This window comes from Variovorax sp. Soil_C_33 (assembly GCF_057656935.1).
The window spans coordinates 289,250-304,602 of the sequence record NZ_JBDGJK010000002.1 but is presented as its reverse complement, the minus strand read 5'-3'; the positions used below and the strand labels follow the sequence as shown (position 1 = coordinate 304,602).

The window sequence follows — 15,353 nt, the reverse complement described above, 5'->3', positions numbered from 1 at the left end:
CAGTCGGCGATGACCGAAATCACTCCTCCTGATCCAGGCCCCGAGGCGCCGGACGAGCTGCAGACGGAGGCATCGGCATTTGCAGCCGCCTGGATCGTCTTCGGCGTGCTCATGCTGCTGGTGCTTCTCGTGCTGGCAGGCGTTCGCCACTTCTTTCCCTGACGAACGCGCCGGGCGAGCGCCCCTCCGTGCGCTATCGCACTGAAAAAGCGGCCCGTTCGGAATACGCTGGCATGCGCCCCCCGGTGCCTGGAGCCATCCCATCGCCCTTTTCATGTTTGCCGCCGAATGCCTCGTTCATGACTACCTGAACGGCCGCACCATGCCGACGCTCGTGCACCGCCGTGTAGTGCGCATCGTCGAAGCACGACTCGTCGACGGCACGCTGCCGGTGCTCGATCACGATCTCTGCAGAGACGTCGACAGCGAGGCCAGCGTCCTGCCACGCGTCATCGAAGCCTCCTGAGAACCAGTGCTTCCGGCGCGGCTGTGTGCGATATCGGACATACTGCGCGCAATGGCCACGCCCCCCGATCCCCGAAAGAACCATCTGCTCGCCATGCTGCCGGACGCCGAGTGGCAGCGCTGGCGTCCGCAACTCGAGTGGGTGGACATGCCGCTCGGCCAGGCGCTCTACGAGTCGGGCAGCACGCTCAGCCACGTGTACTTTCCGACCACCGCCATCGTCTCGCTGCTGTATGTCATGGAGAACGGCTCCTCGGCCGAGATCGCCGTCGTCGGCAACGAGGGGATCGTCGGCATCTCCCTCTTCATGGGGGGCGAATCCACACCCAGCCGCGCCGTGGTGCAAAGCGCGGGCCAGGGTTGGCGGCTGAAGGCGCAGATGATGAAGGACGAGTTCAACCGGGCCGGTCCCGTGCTGCATCTGCTGTTGCGCTACACCCAGGCGCTGATCACGCAGATGGCGCAAACGGCGGTGTGCAACCGGCACCATTCGCTGGACCAGCAGTTGTGCCGCTGGCTGCTGCTGAGCCTCGACCGCCTGCAAGGCAACGAGCTCGTGATGACGCAGGAGCTGATCGCCAACATGCTCGGCGTGCGCCGCGAAGGCGTGACCGAGGGCGCCCTCAAGTTGCAGAAGGCGGGGTTGATCCGGTATGCGCGCGGCCGCATCACGGTGCTGGACCGCGAAGGACTGGAGAAGCGCACCTGCGAGTGCTACGCCGTGGTCAAGAAGGAGTACGACCGGCTGCTTCCGGAGCGGTTGGCGACCTGATCCCGCGGCTGCTCCGTGCGCTGGCAGACAGTCGTGCCGCGGCGCGGCGCGCAGACTGTGTGTTGCCTCAACGCACCGGGGAGCCCGTTGGCCGCCGTCGAAAACCACCTCATCGAGCTGCTTTCCCGCAGCGACCGCCAGAGTCTGCTCGCCATCTGCGAGTCGGTCCAGCTGGTGCTGGCCGAGGTGATGTGCGAGCCCGGCGAGCCGACCCGGCATGTCTACTTCCCTGTCGATGGCTTCATTTCGCTGATCGCGCGGATCGACGGCCAGCCGGGCCTGGAAGTCGGCATGGTGGGCCGCGAAGGCATGCTGGGGACGCAACTGGCCCTGGGCGTGGCGACGACGCCCCTGCATGCGGTGGTTCAGGGCCGGGGCGCTGCATGGCGCATCGCCGCGTCCGACTTCCGGCGCGAACTGGCGCGCAGCCCGGGCCTGCAGCGTGGTCTCCACCACTACATCCCCGTCCTGATGTCCCAGCTGGCCGATTCGGCCGCATGCCTTCGCTTTCACCTGATCGGCCCGCGCCTGGCGCGCTGGCTGTTGATGAGCCCAGGACCGCGTCCATTCGGACAGCTTCCGCGTGACGCAGGAGTTCCTGGCCTACATCTGGGCGTGCGCCGCGTCGGCATCACGGAAGCTGCCGGCGCCTTGCAGCGTGACGGTTTGATCCGATACAGCCGTGGCGAACTGAAGGTGCTGGACCGCCCCCGGCTCGAGGCGATGGCCTGTGCGTGCTACGCCGCCGACAAGAGGGCCTACGCCGAGTTGATCTGAATTGTGCGGTCGCGAACAGACGGGACGCACCCGATCGCCTACAAGGGGGCATGGACCATGACCTCGCTTCCAGACGCCTTCCGTACCACGGATGGGAGGTGCGCAGCCGCCTCACCCATGCTTCCCTGGAGGGCACCGTGGCGGCCAGTGCGGACCTCTTCGTCGGCGACGTTTGCATGTGCCACCTCGTGTCGTGCAAGCAATTTGCCCACGGAGGCGATGCCATCAGCGCGATCGAGCGCAAGGCCACCCTTTGGATCGATGACCGCGCAACGCATTCCAGGAGCCGCGATGTCGCAGCCGCCCTTCTTTCATGAGGCTTCCGGCACCGTGCGCTTCTGGGTCGAGGTCGAGGGACAGTTCGTCGGCGCCAGCGTCGGCAAGGAAACCTTGCACTACCGCTATCGGTCGACCGCCACCGACGACGAAGCACTGGACACCTATGCGCTTCACGCGCAGGACATCGATGACGCCGTGCGGCGCCGCGTCGCACAAGGTTCCACCGAACCGGTGATGCTGCGCGAGTTCGATCTGCGCCAGGACGCTCCGCGCCCCTGAGGCTCGGCCAGCCGTCATGACCTGCGAGGTCATCGACGCCGCGCGCCCGCTCTGAGACATTGGATGCAAGCCGGAACCGAGGTGGTTCCGGCAGCAACCAGGCCGAACTTCAAAGGCCGCGAAAGAGCACCATGACCTCAGGTTTCGACATCCTCCCCCTCGCCGTCGCGCTTCTCATCGGCATCGCAGCCGTGGGTTCCTGCATCGGCATCGGCATCGTCGGGTCGAAGCTGCTGGAAGGCACGGCACGGCAGCCGGAGCTCAAGGACACGCTGCAGACCCTGTTCTTCCTGATCGCCGGCGTGACCGACGGTGCGTTCATCATCGCCACCGGCATCGGCCTCTGGTTCGCCACGGCCAATCCGTTCGGGGGTTGAGGGCGCGGGCCACAATGCCCAACCATGCAAACCCTCACGCTGCGCCAGTTCGCCCTGCTCGTTCCGCTGACGCTGGCGTGGGGCCTCAACTGGCCGGTGATGAAGCTGGGCGTGGCCGACTACCCGCCGTTGGCCTTTCGCACCCTTTCGCTCTGGCTCGGCCTGCCCGTGCTCGGGCTCGCACTGGTCGCGATGAAGGTGCCGTTCCGCGTGCCGCGGCGCGATTGGCCCGAACTGCTGTGGTTGGCGGCCACCAACATGTTCGTCTGGCACGCCTGCATCATCCTGGCGGTGAAGGCGCTGTCCAGCGGGCGCGCCGCGATCCTGGGCTACACGATGCCGGTGTTCTCGGCCGTGATCGGCGCGCTGCTGTTCAGCGCGGTGCTGACGCGTCGCGGCTGGCTCGGCGTGAGCGCCTGCACGCTGGGCGTAGCGCTCTTGCTCTGGCACGAGTTCACCCATCTCGCGGGGCGCCCGGGCTACGTCGCACTGGCCTTGATGGCCGCGGCCACCTGGGCGCTGGGCACGCAGCTGCTGCGGCACACGCGCATCGCGCTGCCCACGCTCACGCTCTCGTTCTGGATGACCGCGCTCACCGCCGTCGTGATGACGCTGTTGTCGCTGCTGTTCGAGCGCCCGCAATGGCGGCCGCCCGGTGACGCCACGTGGGCCGCGATCGCCTACAACGCGGTGCTGATCTTCGGCTTCGCGCACGCCGCCTGGTTCTACCTCGCCCGCGGGCTGCCGCCGGTGGCGTCCACGCTCAGCGTCATGCTGATCCCGGTGCTCGGCGTGTTCAGCGGCGCGCTGTGGCTGGGCGAGACCGTGTACTGGCAGGACTGGACGGCGGTCGTGCTGATGATGATCGCCATCGCCTCGGTGCTGTGGCCGGCGCGCGCCGACCCCGCGCTCAAGCGGCCTTGAGCTCGACTTCGCGGCGAGCCCGCGCCGGCACTGCCGCGGCCTGACGCGCGGCTCCCTCGCTGCGCAATGCCTCCCACAGCGCGGTATCGCCGGCCCGGCGCGCGGCCTCCATCGCGGTGAGGTAGATCAGGCTGCGCTGCGCCTGGCTGCCGCCGAAGCCGTGGGCGACGGGGAGCAGCGGCAGCAGCAGTTGCGCGCAGTGGCCGTAGCGGCCTTCGCCGAAGGCCATGACAGCCTCGCAGACGGTGCCCGCCTCGCGCCACCACGGCGCGGGCGCCGTGTGCGGCACGGCGGCCATCGCGCGCTGCCCCGCCTCCACCTGCACGGGCTCGCCGCCGCCGACCAGCGCCAGCATTGCATGCACGTCGTTGAAGACCGACCAGCCCCAGGCGGCCTGGTCGCGCCAGCGCGGCGCCAGCGCCTGCCAACGCCCGGCCACATCGACACCGCGCAGCCCAAGCCGCCACAGCAGCGCACTCGCATCGACCAGGTCCAGCGCCATCGAGGCTGGCCCCGGCGCGATCGCGCGGTCGTAGAGCGCCAGCGCGGAGGTGTGATCGTCGTTGCGCAGGTGCTGCAGCGCCAGATGCCAGTGGTTGTGCACCGCAAGCGCGTTGTTCTGCTGCCAGAACGAGGTGTCGGTCGTGAGCCACCGGATGCCTTCGGCCACGCGGCCCTGCATCTCGTAGACATGGGCCACGGCATGCACGGCCCACGCGTCCTGCGGATTGCGCGCCAGCGCCTCCATGCCCAGCGCCTCGGCGCGCGCGTATTCGTTGCACTCCTCGAGGCCGAAGGCATGCATGCCCAACACGTAGCCGTAGCCGGCGTCGTCGGCGCTCCATTGATCCAGCGCACGGCCGATGCGATCGCGCAGCATGGTCGACTGGCCCAGCACCAGGTCCGCCATGTGCGTGAGCTGCAGCGCGAACAGGTCGCGCGGATGGTCGATCAGGTGGCGATCGAGCAGGCGGTTGGCGCGGCCCATGTCGCCGTCGGCCCAGACCTGCAGCGCGGCCTGGAAGGAGCGTTCGCGCTCGTTCGGCCGGTGCCGGCTCGCTGTGGCGGCAGCCAGGCTCGCGCGCGCGGCCGGCAGCACCTGGCCGTCAATGGCACTGAGCATGAAGCCGGCCATCAGCAGGTGGCCGGAAATGAAGTCGGGGTCGTGCTCCAGCGCCGGCTGCAGCACCGCGACCGGATCCAGCCGCAGGCTGTTGAAAAGGTCGAGCGCCTGCTCGTAGGCGGCGACGGAGGCCGCCTGGTCGGTGGAAAGCGCCAGGCCGCGCGCATCGTGGTGGGTCATGGTGGCTCCTTGTACGAAAGACGCAAGAAGCGTAAGTTCGCCGGGCAGAAACTCCCCCAGCGATTCCCGCAATAAGGCTGACGATTCCGCCAATCGATGAGCTCCGCAGTCGCTTCCTCCTCCGGCGATCGTCCCGTGATCGCCATCCTCGTCACCGCCGAGAGCGCAGCCTCGGTGGTCTACGGCATGTTCGACCTGCTCAAATGCGCAGGCCGCGATTGGCCGATGGTGGTCGACGGCCAGCTGGGCGCCGAGCTGCTCGAACCCGTGCTGGTCGCCGCCAGGCCGGGCATCGTGCGTGCCGCCAACGGCGTGCCCATCGAGGCTCACCGCAGCTTCGACGAGCTCGCCGCGCCGGCCGTGGTCTGCGTGCCGGAACTCATGATCTCGCCCTACGGGCCGCTCGACGGCCTGTTCGCCCGGGAGGTCGCGTGGATCCAGCGCTGCCACGCCGCGGGCTCGCTGCTCGCCGCCTCCTGCTCGGGCGCCATGTTGCTCGGCGAAGCCGGCCTGCTCGACGACGAGGACGCCACCACGCACTGGGCCTTCTGCGAGGTGCTGCAGCGCCGCTACCCGCTCGCACGGGTGCGGCCGCATTGCGCGCTGATCGCCTCCGGCGAGGGCCAGCGCCTGGTGATGGCCGGCGGCGGCAGCTCATGGATGGACCTGGCGCTCTACCTGATCGCGCGCTTTGTCGGCATCGAGGCCGCGATGCAGGTCGCCAAGCTCAACCTGATCGACTGGCACCACGTGGGCCAGCAGCCCTTCGCGCGCGTGGCGAGCACGCGGCAGGCGGAAGACGCGGTCATCGGCCGCTGCCAAAGCTGGATTGGCGACCACTATGCGCAAGCCGCGCCGGTGGCCGCGATGGCCGCTCAGAGCGGGCTGGCGGAGCGCTCGTTCCAGCGCCGCTTCAAGCTCGCGACCGGCATGACGCCGATGGAATACGTGCAGACCCTGCGCATCGAGGAAGCCAAGCACCTGCTCGAGACCACGGAAGACCCGGTAGAGGCGATTGCGGGCGAGGTGGGCTACGACGACGCGGCCTTCTTCAGCCGCATGTTCCGCCGTGCGGTGAGCCTGAGCCCGGGACAGTACCGGCGGCGCTTCGGCGGCCTGCGCGCGGCGCTGGCCGGGACCGGGCGCTGAACGCCAGGTCCGGCGTCAGATAGGCGCCGCGCCGCCGCTGCTCGACCACGGGCTTCCCTCGGGCAGCACGCGCAGCATGCCTTCCTGCGCCGTCGAGGCCACCAGCCGCCCGTCGCGCGTGAACAGGCTGCCGCGGCACAGGCCGCGCGCGCCACTGGCGCTCGGCGAATCGAGCACGTAGAGCAGCCAGTCGTCCATGCGGAAATCGCGGTGGAACCACATCGCATGGTCGAGGCTGGCGGGGCGCACCCTGCCGCTCATGAAGCTCAGGCCGTGCGGCAGCATGGCGGCGCGCAACAGGCCGTGGTCGGAGGCGTAGGCCAGGAGCGCGCGGTGCACGACCGGGTCGTCGGGCAGCGGCGCGATCGCGCGCAGCCAGAGCGCTGTGTGCGGTGGGCGCGGCGCGGGCGTGAGCAGGTCGTCGGGATCGACGCGGCGGTACTCGATGCCATGAGGCGCCAGGGCGTTGTTGCGCCAGCGCTCGGGCAGCCGCTCGCCGAGCGCGCGGCGCTGTTCCAGTTCGCTCTGCAAGCCTTCCGGCCCGCCCGCTTCGGGCATCGCGAGCTGGTGCTCGATGCCCTGGTCCGCCGTCTGGAAGGAGGCCGACATCTCGAAGATGATGCGCTCGCGCTGGCGCGCCACCACGTGCCGCGTGGTGAAGCTGCGGCCGTCCCGGACACGATCGACCGCGTACTCGATCGGTGCATGCTCGCCCGGCAACAGGAAGTAGGCATGCATCGAGTGCACCGGCCGGTCGGCGGCCACCGTGCGGCTTGCCGCGACCAGCGCCTGGCCGAGCACCTGGCCGCCGAACACGGCCGGGGTGCCGATGTCCTCGCTCTGGGCCCTGAAGCGGTCATCGCCCAGGGGTTCGAGGTGCATCAGGTCGACGAGCTGGTTGACGAGGCGGGCGGCGGTGGCGGGATCGGTCATCCGGCGAAGATAGCAAAGAGGATGCCGCGGCGCTGTCCCGCCGGCGGCTTGCTGCTATCGATCGAGCTCGGCGCCGTCGGCGACCAGCTTCTTCTGCAGCGCCGGCACATCGACCGTCGCAAAGCTGCCGCTGCCCAGCGAAGCCGCCGCCGTCCCCGCGGCCTGCCCCATGACGAAGCAGCCGCCGCTGGCCCGCGCGGCCGACTGGCCCTCGTGCGTCATCGAGGCGCAGCGTCCGGCCACCAGCAGGTTGTCGACGCGGCGCGGCACCAGCATGCGCCAGGGCAGCTGGTTGTAGGTGCGCGTTTCGTCGCGCGGGAAGGCCCATTCGATCTTGCCGGCGGCATGCATTTCCATCGGCCAGGCGTTGATGCCGATGCTGTCGTCGAAGCGCGCCGAAGACAGGATGTCTTCGCCGGTGAGCGCATAGAGCCCCTCGATGCGCCGCGTCTCGCGGATGCCGACCTGCGGCGCGATCTCGACGATGGCCGATTGCTCGAAGCCCGGCACTTCGGCCTTCAGGAAGCGGAAGTACTCGCCGATCTGGCGCCGGCCCTCGACCTCGCCGTCGCTGAGCTCGCGCGCGTCCACGCCGTTCATGGCGTCGCCGCGGGCGTTGCGGATCTGCGTGACATTGGCGCGCCATTCGCGCGGGTCGATCTGCGGCCTGAGGATCGCGCCTTCGCGCGGGAAGCGATAGGCCTCGGGGTCGCGCTCGCGCGCCTTCGCCATCAGGTCGTTGATGGCCTTGAACTCGCCCACCGCGGCCAGCGCGCGCGGCGCATCCACATGGCCGACGCGGAACATGGTGGACGGAAAGAGACCGCTGCCACGGCCGTCGCCGACGGCGAAGGGTACGCCCGCGAAGACCGCGACATCGGCATCGCCGCTGCCGTCGACGAAGGCATTGGCGCGGATCGCCTGCCGGCCCGACTTGGTCTCGACCACCAGCGCGGCGATGCGCGGGCCTTCCATCACCACGGCCGCGGCCCAGGCGTGGAACAGCAGCTCGACACCGGCATCGAGCAGCAGCCGGTCGGCCGCGCACTTGTAGATCGAGGTGTCGTAGGAGCGCACGCGGATGCGGCCCTGCATGCCGTCCTGCGGCTTGTTGAGCCCGCCCATTGCATCGATGCGTGCGAGCAGCTCGTCGACCACGCCGTGCACCAGCTGCGTCATCTCGCCACCGCGCTTGCCGTAGAGGCCCGCGAAGTTGGTCACGCCGCCGGCGGTGCCCATGCCGCCGAGGAAGCCGTAGCGTTCCACCAGCAGCGTGCGCGCGCCATGGCGCGCGGCGCTGACGCTGGCCGCGATGCCGGCCGGACCGCCGCCGACCACGACCACGTCGTATTCGCCGAAGACCGGCAGGCTGCGCGCAGGCTCGATGATGGAAGCGCTCATTGCAGCTTGATGTTGTTGGTCGAAATGATCTTCGTCATGATCGCCGCCTCTTCCTTCACGCGCGTGCGCATGCCGTCGGGCGAGGTGCCGACCGCCTGCCAGCCCTGCTCGAACAGCTTCTGCCGCACTTCGGGCGTCTTCATGATGACGGCGAGCTCGCGCGTGATGCGCTCCTGCGCGGCCTTGGACAGGTTGGCCGGGCCGAGCAGCGCGGTCCACACCTCGAGATTGAAGTCCTTCACGCCGGCATCGGCCAGCGGCGCCAGCTCGGGCACCAGCGTGCTGCGCCCGCTCGTGATGCCGATCGCCTTGACCTTGCCGGCCTTGACCTGGGGCATGGCCACGCCGGGCGGGATCAGCGCCATCTGGATCTGGTTGCCGATCAGGTCGGTCATGACCTGCGGATTGCCCTGGTAGGGCACATGCACCGCCTTCAGGCCCGGCACGCGCCCCTTGAGCAGCTCCATGCCCAGGTGGCCCACCGAGCCCACGCCCACGGAACCGTAGCTCCACTTGTCCTCGCTCTTGCGCGCCGCGTCGACGAAGGCGGCGCCGCTGGGCAGGCTGTTCTGCGCCACCAGCACCAGCGGCGCAGTGGTGAGCAGCGAGAGGTAGGTGAAGTCCTTGGCCGGGTCGTAGGGCAGCCTGGAGTAGAGCATCTTCGACGAGGTCAGGTTGCCGTTGATGACCACGCCGAGGGTGTGATCGTCGGTCGCCTTGGCCACCTGGTCGGCCGCGATGTTGCCCGAGGCGCCCGGCTTGTTGTCGACCACCACCGGCTGGCCAAGCGCCTTGGCCAGCGGTTCGGCGATGGTGCGCGCCGCGATATCGGGCGTCGAGCCGCCGGGGAAGCCCACGATCAGGCGGATCGGCTTGGTGGGCCAGGCGCCGTTCTGCGCCGCGGCGGCCAGCGGCAGCGCACAGGCGGCGATCAAAAGAGCTCTCTTGGAAAACTGCATGGGAAGTGAAGCGGGAATGGAAAGAGAAGCGAAGGATAAAGCCGACCTGTGACCAAGCGTTACTCGAGGCTGATATTGCCCCGGCGAACCAGTTCCCCATAGACCTTGGACTTGGCCTCGGCCTGCCGCTGGATCTCCTCGGGCGACCAGGCCAGCGGCTCGAAGGCAAAGGTGTCGAAGCGCGCGCGGATCTCGGGGTCGGCGATGACCTTGGCGACGTCGGCATTGATCTTCGCCTTGACCGCCGGCGATACGCCCTTGGGCGTGAGCAGCGAGACGAAAGAGCTCACCTGCAGGCTCGCCGGGCCGCCGGCCTCGGCCATGGTGGGCACATCGGGCATCTGCGGAATGCGCTGGGGCGCCGCGATCGCGATGTAGCGCAGCTTGCCGGCCTTGTACACGCCCTGGCTGGAGGGGATGGTGGCGAAGCTCCACGGCACATCGCCCGAGCCCACGTTGGCGTAGAGCTGCGAGACCTCGCGGTAGGGTACATGCTGCATGTGCACCCCGGTCAGGGACTCCAGCTGCTGCGCGCCCAGGTGGCCGGCGCTGCCGACGCCCCAGGAACCGTAGCTCAGCGGGTTGGACTTGGCGGCAGCGACCAGGTCGCTCATGTTCTTCCACTTCGAGTCGCTGGACACGGCGACGAAGAAGGGCGTGCGGAACAGCGAGGCCACCGGGTCGAAATGCTGCAGCGTCACGAAGTTGCGCGACTTGTACAGATGCGGCAGCGCGGCGACATGCTCGCTGTCGAGCTGCAGCAGCGTGTAGCCGTCGGGCGCGGCGCGCCGGGCCTGGTCGATGGCGATGAAGCCGCCGCCGCCGGGTCTGTTGTCCACCACCACGCGCTGGTTCCAGAGCCGCCCCAGCTTGTCGGAGATCAGGCGCAGCACGGCGTCGGGCCCGCTGCCGGCGGCAAAGGGGGTGACCAGGGTGACGGGCTTGCTCGGGTAGTCGGCGGCCGATTGCGCCGCGGCGCCGAAGCTGAAGAAGGCGGCGAGGCCGGCGATCAGCAGGAGGGTGGGTTTCATGCAGTTTGTCTCCGTGGTGTGTCGTTGAAATAAGGCGGGTTGTCTCAGGCCGCGGTGCGCGGCGCGTCGGCCAGGCACTTGGCCGGGCTCCATGCGTAAAGCCATTCGACTGCGTCGTAGAAGCGCTCGGGGGTGCGGCCGATCCAGAGGCTGTTGCGTACCAGCCGCTCAATGCCCTTGGCGTGGTAGAGCCGGCCCATCTCGCGCACCGACAGCACGACGCGCGCGGTGCGCGCCACGCGTGCCGACGCATAGAGTTGGAACGCGGCGGGCAGGTCGAACTCGCAGGCCTCGACGGCCGCGCCCAGCGTCACCGCATCTTCGAGCGCCATGCAGGCGCCCTGCGCGAGGTACTGCATCATCGGATGGGCCGCATCGCCCAAGAGCGTGGCCGGGCCTTCGCTCCAGTTCGCGACCGGATCGCGGTCGGCGGTGCTCCAGCGACGCCACGAGCTGGGCCGGTCCAGCAGCTGGCGCGGGCGCGCGTGCACGCCTTCGAAGTAGGACAGCACTTCCTTCCTGCTGCCTTCGGTCACGCCCCACTCTTCCTGCTCGCGGCTGTGGAAGGTCACGACCAGGTTGTACTGCTCGCCGTGACGCAACGGGTAGTGCACCAGGTGGCAATTGGGGCCGGCCCACACCACCGGCGCGTTCCAGCGCAGGTCTTCGGGCATGTCGGCGGCCGGCACCACCGCGCGGTAGACCACGTGGCCCGAGACGCGCGGCGCATCGCCGATGAGCCTGGCGCGCACCACCGACTTGACGCCGTCGCAGCCGACGATCGCATCGGCCTGGAAGCGCCGGCCGTCGCGCGTGACCGCCGTCACGCCGCTGCTGCCGATATCGAGATGCTCCACCTGCGCCGAGGTGTGGAAGCGGATCAGCGGATGCTCCCTGACCGCCTCGTGGATCGCGCCGTGCAGGTCGGCGCGGTGGCTCACCGCATACGGATTGCGAAAGCGCGCGCGGAAGGCCTCGCCCACCGGCACCGAGGCCACCTCGCTGCAATCGACCGCATCCATCATCACCAGCCGGTCGGTGAAGACCGAGCCCCGCCGCACCGCCTCGCCGACGCCCAGCGCATCGAGCGCCGCGAAGGCATTGGGGCCGAGCTGCAGGCCGGCGCCGATCTCTCCGATGGCGGCGCTCTGCTCCAGCAGGTCGATCGAGATCCCCAGCCGCGCCAGTGCCAGCGCCGCGGCCATGCCGCCGATGCCGCCGCCGACCAGCAGCACGGAGGGCTTGTCTTGTCGTGGGGTGCCCATGATGTCTGTCTCCCTGTTGTGCTTGCGAACTCAGCCGATGCGAACTGAGATCGACTCCAGGCCGTCGATGCGCACCTGCATGGTCTGCCCGCGCTGCACCGCGCCCACGCCTTCGGGCGTGCCGGTGAAGATCAGGTCGCCGGGCTGCAACGCGAACAAGGTCGAGAGGTTCGCGATGACCTCGTTCACCGACCAGATCAGGTTGCGGATGTCGCTCTTCTGGCGCGTTTCGCCGTTCACTTCGAGCACGATCGCGCCGGACGTGATCTCGCCGGCTTCCTCGCGACGGCGCACCACGCCGACCGGCGCCGAGAAGTCGAAGGCCTTGCCGATCTCCCAGGGCCGGCCCTGCTCGCGCATCTTCATCTGCAGGTCGCGGCGCGTCATGTCGAGGCCGACCGCGTAGCCGTAGATGTGCGCAGCCGCGTCCTCGACCGCGATGTCGCGGCCGCCCTCGCCGATCAGCACCACCAGCTCGGCTTCGTAGTGGTAGTTGGCGGTCTGGCCCGGATAGGGAATGCCCACCGTCTCGCCGGCAGGCACCGGAACGATCGACGCATCGTCGTTCGGCTTGCAGAAGAAGAAGGGCGGTTCGCGGTCGGGGTCGAAGCCCATCTCGCGCGCATGTGCCGCGTAGTTGCGGCCCACGCAGTAGACGCGGCGCACGGGGAACAGGTCGGTCGAGCCTGCGACAGGGAGGCCGACGACGGCCGGGGGAGTGACGACGAAAGACATGAAGGCTCCTGCCGCAGCGCGGCGCATGTGGGTCAAGAAAAAACAGGCTGCCGCCAAGCAGCCGCGAATCAGGCGTTCTCGAGAAAGGCTTCGCGCAGCACACCCATCGCCTGCTGCACCGGGCGATCGGAGAAGCTGAACAGCACCACCTCATCGCTCGCGGAGAGGCGCAGCGGCGCCCACGAAGGCACGACGAAGGTGTCGCGCGGTCCGAAGTCGAAGCGCTGGCCGCCGATCTCGGCCGTTCCGCGGCCCTCGACCACGCTGTAGACCGCGCCATCGGTCGCGCGGTGCGTCCTGCCGGCAAAACCCTTGGGCAGCAGTTGGAGGTTGGTTCCGATGGTCGGCATCGGCGCGCCGCCGGTCAGCGGGTTGATGTAGCGCAGCTTGTGGCCCAGCCAGGCATCGGGCGCTTCCTGCTTCTGCAGTTGCGCCAGCGCCTCGCGGCTGCGCACATAGGGGTAGTTGAAGATCGGCGAGGTGGGCGTGCTGTGGTCGTGGCGCACCGGCACCATGTTGTGGCCGAAGCGCGCCAGGCTGTGCCCCTCGGGCCGCGCGACATGCTGCACCTTGGCATCGTCGTTCTCGGCGAAGCCGGCATCGAAGAAGCGCAGCATCGGGATGTCGAGCCCGTCGAGCCACACCACCGGCTCGGCCACGCCTTCGATGCCCTCGTTGCCGTGGTCGTGCCAGGCCCACGAGGGCGTGATGATGAAGTCGCCCGGGTACATGGTGGTGCGCTCGCCGCCCACCGTGGTGTAGGCGCCCTTGCCGTCGACGATGAAGCGCAGCGCCGACTGCACGTGCCGGTGCGAGGGCGCGACCTCTCCCGGCATGATGAGCTGCAGCCCGGCATAGAGCGATTGCGTGATCGACGAGCGGCCCGGGATTGCCGGGTTCTCCAGCACCAGCACCCGGCGCACCGCCTCTTCGGCCGTGATGAGCGCGGCCGATTCCATCAGCAGCGGGCGGATCTCGTCGTAGCGCCACAGCGCCGGCACGCAGGGCGTCTGCGGCTCGCGCGGCACTAGGGCGTGCAGCGATTCCCACAACGGCGTGAGGTGCAGCGGGCGGATGCGCTCGTAGTAGTCGCGGCGCTCGGCGGCGTCGGCGCGCGCGGCCTGGGGGGCGGTGCTCATTTGTGGCATGTCTCCGGGGGAATGACCGCATTGTTCGCCCGTACCACTATTTGTTCAAGACGCACAGCCAATACCTGGAATCCGATTTTTCGATAATGGTCGCTGCATCCCACCCGAGGAATCCCATGTCCAAGCTCGATCTCGAATGGCTCGCGGTCTTCGACGAGGTCTACAAGACCGGCAGCGTCTCGAAGGCGGCCGAGCGCCTCGACATGGCGCAGGCCGCGGCCAGCACCATGCTCAACAAGCTGCGCGCGCATTTCGACGACCGGCTGTTCGCGCGCACCGCGCAGGGCATGCAGCCCACGCCCTACGCCCAGCGCATCTACACCCACGTGCGGGAGGCGCTCGCCCAGCTCGAGCAGGCGCGCGGCAGCCGCGCGAGCTTCGACCCCGGCGCGGCGAGCCGCAACTTCCGCATCTGCATGACCGACATCAGCGAGGTGGTGCTGCTGCCCGGGCTGCTCGATCACCTGCGCCGCACGGCGCCCGGCGTGCACATCGAGACCGAGATCATCTCGACCGCGAGCGGCCGTCGGCTGGAGGACGGCGAGGTTGACCTGGCGGTGGGCTTTATGCCGCAGCTCGATGCCGGCTTCTACCAGCAGACGCTCTTCATGCAGAACTTCGTCTGCCTGGCGGCGCGGAACCATCCGCGCATCGGCGAGCGGCTCACGAGGAAACGCTTCGAGGCCGAGGCGCACGCGGTGATCTCGTCCTCCGGCACCGGCCATGCGATCGTCGACAAGACCATCGCGCGCCTGGGCCTGGCGCGCAACGTGGTCGTTCGGCTGTCGAGCTTTCTCAGCGTGGCGCGCATCGTGGCCCACACCGAGCTGATTGTGATCGTGCCGCGCATCCTCGGCGAGGTGCTGGCCACGCAGGAGCCGGTGAAGCTGCTGGAGCCGCCTTTCGCGCTGCCTTCCTATGCGGTCAAGCAGCACTGGCACGAGCGCTTCCATGCGGATCCTGGCAATGCGTGGCTCAGGCGCACCGTGGCCCAACTTTTCGCCCCCCAAACCCACCAGGCGCTTCCATAATCGCCGCGGGCGCCCCACGACATCAACTTATCGCCCAGGCAATCATGAGCTCCATCACCCTGCGTTTTCTGGCCGAACCCAGCACCGTCAATTTCGGCGGCAAGGTCCACGGCGGCACCGTCATGAAGTGGATCGACGAGGCCGGCTACGCCTGCGCGACCAGCTGGTCCAAGCGCTACTGCGTGACGGTGTTCATCGGCAGCATCCGCTTCCACCGGCCGATCATGATCGGCGACCTGGTCGAGGTCGAGGCGCGCCTGGCCTACACCGGCAGCAGCAGCATGAACATCTCGGTCGAGGTGCGCAGCGGCGACATGAAGGGCGGCGAGATGCAGAAGACCACCGAGTGCCTGGTCGTCTTCGTCTCGGTCGACTCGCACGGCCGGCCGCTGCCGGTCGACAGCTACACGCCCGAAACGCCGGGCGAGATGGCACTGGCGGAGCGGGCACGCACACACCTCGAGGCTTCGCGCGCCGCTTCGGGCGCCGGCTAGCCGTAAACGCTGCGGCGGCTTACGCCACAGC

Annotated in this window: 19 protein-coding genes; 11 read left to right on the top strand and 8 right to left on the bottom strand. The window is 68.9% G+C overall.

Annotation, left to right across the window (positions count from 1 at the left end; genetic code table 11):
- Positions 1-9: 9 nt before the first annotated feature.
- From AC3A6B_RS04390 to AC3A6B_RS04355, 8 genes are all read left to right on the top strand, one after another.
- Positions 10-162: a hypothetical protein gene (locus tag AC3A6B_RS04390; protein ID WP_487835541.1), complete on the top strand. Its 153-nt coding sequence runs from the start codon at positions 10-12 to the stop codon at positions 160-162.
- 112 nt (positions 163-274) lie between these two features.
- A complete protein-coding gene (locus tag AC3A6B_RS04385) occupies positions 275-466 on the top strand; it encodes a hypothetical protein (protein WP_487835540.1) in 192 nt (63 codons plus the stop codon).
- 51 nt (positions 467-517) lie between these two features.
- Positions 518-1,237, top strand: coding sequence for a Crp/Fnr family transcriptional regulator (locus tag AC3A6B_RS04380; protein WP_487835539.1), 720 nt, complete (start codon positions 518-520; stop codon positions 1,235-1,237).
- A gap of 87 nt (positions 1,238-1,324) precedes the next feature.
- Positions 1,325-2,014 carry a Crp/Fnr family transcriptional regulator gene (locus AC3A6B_RS04375; RefSeq protein ID WP_487835538.1) on the top strand — a complete coding sequence of 230 codons (690 nt, stop codon included), beginning with the start codon at positions 1,325-1,327 and terminating at the stop codon, positions 2,012-2,014.
- Positions 2,015-2,112: 98 nt separating this feature from the next.
- Entirely contained in the window at positions 2,113-2,331 is a 219-nt protein-coding gene (locus AC3A6B_RS04370; protein ID WP_487835537.1) for a hypothetical protein, read from the top strand.
- Entirely contained in the window at positions 2,306-2,572 is a 267-nt protein-coding gene (locus AC3A6B_RS04365) for a DUF1488 family protein (RefSeq protein WP_487835536.1), read from the top strand. Before AC3A6B_RS04370 ends, AC3A6B_RS04365 begins: the two co-directional genes overlap by 26 nt.
- A gap of 131 nt (positions 2,573-2,703) precedes the next feature.
- On the top strand, positions 2,704-2,949 hold the full coding sequence (gene atpE, locus AC3A6B_RS04360; RefSeq protein WP_214688816.1) for a F0F1 ATP synthase subunit C: 246 nt from the start codon (positions 2,704-2,706) through the stop codon (positions 2,947-2,949).
- Positions 2,950-2,973: 24 nt separating this feature from the next.
- Positions 2,974-3,873 carry a DMT family transporter gene (locus AC3A6B_RS04355; RefSeq protein WP_487835535.1) on the top strand — a complete coding sequence of 300 codons (900 nt, stop codon included), beginning with the start codon at positions 2,974-2,976 and terminating at the stop codon, positions 3,871-3,873.
- Here the strand turns inward: AC3A6B_RS04355 and AC3A6B_RS04350 are convergent.
- Positions 3,860-5,176: a tetratricopeptide repeat protein gene (locus AC3A6B_RS04350; protein ID WP_487835534.1), complete on the bottom strand. Its 1,317-nt coding sequence runs from the start codon at positions 5,174-5,176 to the stop codon at positions 3,860-3,862. The two genes, AC3A6B_RS04355 and AC3A6B_RS04350, sit on opposite strands and share 14 nt — an antisense overlap.
- 96 nt (positions 5,177-5,272) lie before the next feature.
- On the opposite strand from AC3A6B_RS04350, the gene AC3A6B_RS04345 reads away from it, so the two are divergent.
- Positions 5,273-6,325, top strand: coding sequence for a GlxA family transcriptional regulator (locus tag AC3A6B_RS04345; RefSeq protein WP_487835533.1), 1,053 nt, complete (start codon positions 5,273-5,275; stop codon positions 6,323-6,325).
- A gap of 15 nt (positions 6,326-6,340) precedes the next feature.
- Here AC3A6B_RS04345 and AC3A6B_RS04340 read toward each other — a convergent pair whose 3' ends face one another.
- From AC3A6B_RS04340 to gtdA, 7 genes are all read right to left on the bottom strand, one after another.
- Positions 6,341-7,258, bottom strand: coding sequence for an acyl-CoA thioesterase (locus AC3A6B_RS04340; RefSeq protein WP_487835532.1), 918 nt, complete (start codon positions 7,256-7,258; stop codon positions 6,341-6,343).
- A gap of 54 nt (positions 7,259-7,312) precedes the next feature.
- Entirely contained in the window at positions 7,313-8,659 is a 1,347-nt protein-coding gene (locus tag AC3A6B_RS04335; RefSeq protein ID WP_487835531.1) for an FAD-dependent oxidoreductase, read from the bottom strand.
- Entirely contained in the window at positions 8,656-9,618 is a 963-nt protein-coding gene (locus AC3A6B_RS04330) for a Bug family tripartite tricarboxylate transporter substrate binding protein (protein ID WP_487835530.1), read from the bottom strand. The genes AC3A6B_RS04335 and AC3A6B_RS04330 overlap by 4 nt, the downstream gene beginning before the upstream one ends.
- Positions 9,619-9,677: 59 nt before the next feature.
- The gene (locus AC3A6B_RS04325) at positions 9,678-10,649 is read right to left on the bottom strand and encodes a Bug family tripartite tricarboxylate transporter substrate binding protein (RefSeq protein ID WP_487835529.1); all 972 of its coding nucleotides are present in this window, start codon (positions 10,647-10,649) and stop codon (positions 9,678-9,680) included.
- A gap of 44 nt (positions 10,650-10,693) precedes the next feature.
- The gene (locus AC3A6B_RS04320; protein WP_487835528.1) at positions 10,694-11,914 is read right to left on the bottom strand and encodes a 3-hydroxybenzoate 6-monooxygenase; all 1,221 of its coding nucleotides are present in this window, start codon (positions 11,912-11,914) and stop codon (positions 10,694-10,696) included.
- A 30-nt stretch (positions 11,915-11,944) separates the two neighbouring features.
- Positions 11,945-12,649 carry a fumarylacetoacetate hydrolase family protein gene (locus AC3A6B_RS04315; RefSeq protein WP_487835527.1) on the bottom strand — a complete coding sequence of 235 codons (705 nt, stop codon included), beginning with the start codon at positions 12,647-12,649 and terminating at the stop codon, positions 11,945-11,947.
- A gap of 68 nt (positions 12,650-12,717) precedes the next feature.
- On the bottom strand, positions 12,718-13,797 hold the full coding sequence (gene gtdA / locus AC3A6B_RS04310; RefSeq protein ID WP_487835526.1) for a gentisate 1,2-dioxygenase: 1,080 nt from the start codon (positions 13,795-13,797) through the stop codon (positions 12,718-12,720).
- Positions 13,798-13,913: 116 nt separating this feature from the next.
- Here gtdA and AC3A6B_RS04305 point away from each other — a divergent pair, with 116 nt between their 5' ends.
- Both AC3A6B_RS04305 and AC3A6B_RS04300 read left to right on the top strand, forming a co-directional pair.
- The gene (locus AC3A6B_RS04305; RefSeq protein WP_487835525.1) at positions 13,914-14,828 is read left to right on the top strand and encodes a LysR family transcriptional regulator; all 915 of its coding nucleotides are present in this window, start codon (positions 13,914-13,916) and stop codon (positions 14,826-14,828) included.
- A 44-nt stretch (positions 14,829-14,872) separates the two neighbouring features.
- On the top strand, positions 14,873-15,322 hold the full coding sequence (locus tag AC3A6B_RS04300) for an acyl-CoA thioesterase (RefSeq protein ID WP_487835524.1): 450 nt from the start codon (positions 14,873-14,875) through the stop codon (positions 15,320-15,322).
- Positions 15,323-15,353: the final 31 nt, after the last annotated feature.

Bases quoted from the DNA above. Each gene is read 5' to 3' on its own strand.
- AC3A6B_RS04390 (WP_487835541.1), top strand. From the start codon at position 10: ATGACCGAAATCACTCCTCCTGATCCAGGCCCCGAGGCGCCGGACGAG.
- AC3A6B_RS04385 (WP_487835540.1), top strand. From the start codon at position 275: ATGTTTGCCGCCGAATGCCTCGTTCATGACTACCTGAACGGCCGCACC.
- AC3A6B_RS04380 (WP_487835539.1), top strand. From the start codon at position 518: ATGGCCACGCCCCCCGATCCCCGAAAGAACCATCTGCTCGCCATGCTG.
- AC3A6B_RS04365 (WP_487835536.1), top strand. From the start codon at position 2,306: ATGTCGCAGCCGCCCTTCTTTCATGAGGCTTCCGGCACCGTGCGCTTC.
- atpE (WP_214688816.1), top strand. From the start codon at position 2,704: ATGACCTCAGGTTTCGACATCCTCCCCCTCGCCGTCGCGCTTCTCATC.
- AC3A6B_RS04355 (WP_487835535.1), top strand. From the start codon at position 2,974: ATGCAAACCCTCACGCTGCGCCAGTTCGCCCTGCTCGTTCCGCTGACG.
- AC3A6B_RS04350 (WP_487835534.1), bottom strand. From the start codon at position 5,176: ATGACCCACCACGATGCGCGCGGCCTGGCGCTTTCCACCGACCAGGCG.
- AC3A6B_RS04345 (WP_487835533.1), top strand. From the start codon at position 5,273: ATGAGCTCCGCAGTCGCTTCCTCCTCCGGCGATCGTCCCGTGATCGCC.
- AC3A6B_RS04340 (WP_487835532.1), bottom strand. From the start codon at position 7,258: ATGACCGATCCCGCCACCGCCGCCCGCCTCGTCAACCAGCTCGTCGAC.
- AC3A6B_RS04335 (WP_487835531.1), bottom strand. From the start codon at position 8,659: ATGAGCGCTTCCATCATCGAGCCTGCGCGCAGCCTGCCGGTCTTCGGC.
- AC3A6B_RS04330 (WP_487835530.1), bottom strand. From the start codon at position 9,618: ATGCAGTTTTCCAAGAGAGCTCTTTTGATCGCCGCCTGTGCGCTGCCG.
- AC3A6B_RS04325 (WP_487835529.1), bottom strand. From the start codon at position 10,649: ATGAAACCCACCCTCCTGCTGATCGCCGGCCTCGCCGCCTTCTTCAGC.
- AC3A6B_RS04320 (WP_487835528.1), bottom strand. From the start codon at position 11,914: ATGGGCACCCCACGACAAGACAAGCCCTCCGTGCTGCTGGTCGGCGGC.
- AC3A6B_RS04315 (WP_487835527.1), bottom strand. From the start codon at position 12,649: ATGTCTTTCGTCGTCACTCCCCCGGCCGTCGTCGGCCTCCCTGTCGCA.
- gtdA (WP_487835526.1), bottom strand. From the start codon at position 13,797: ATGCCACAAATGAGCACCGCCCCCCAGGCCGCGCGCGCCGACGCCGCC.
- AC3A6B_RS04305 (WP_487835525.1), top strand. From the start codon at position 13,914: ATGTCCAAGCTCGATCTCGAATGGCTCGCGGTCTTCGACGAGGTCTAC.
- AC3A6B_RS04300 (WP_487835524.1), top strand. From the start codon at position 14,873: ATGAGCTCCATCACCCTGCGTTTTCTGGCCGAACCCAGCACCGTCAAT.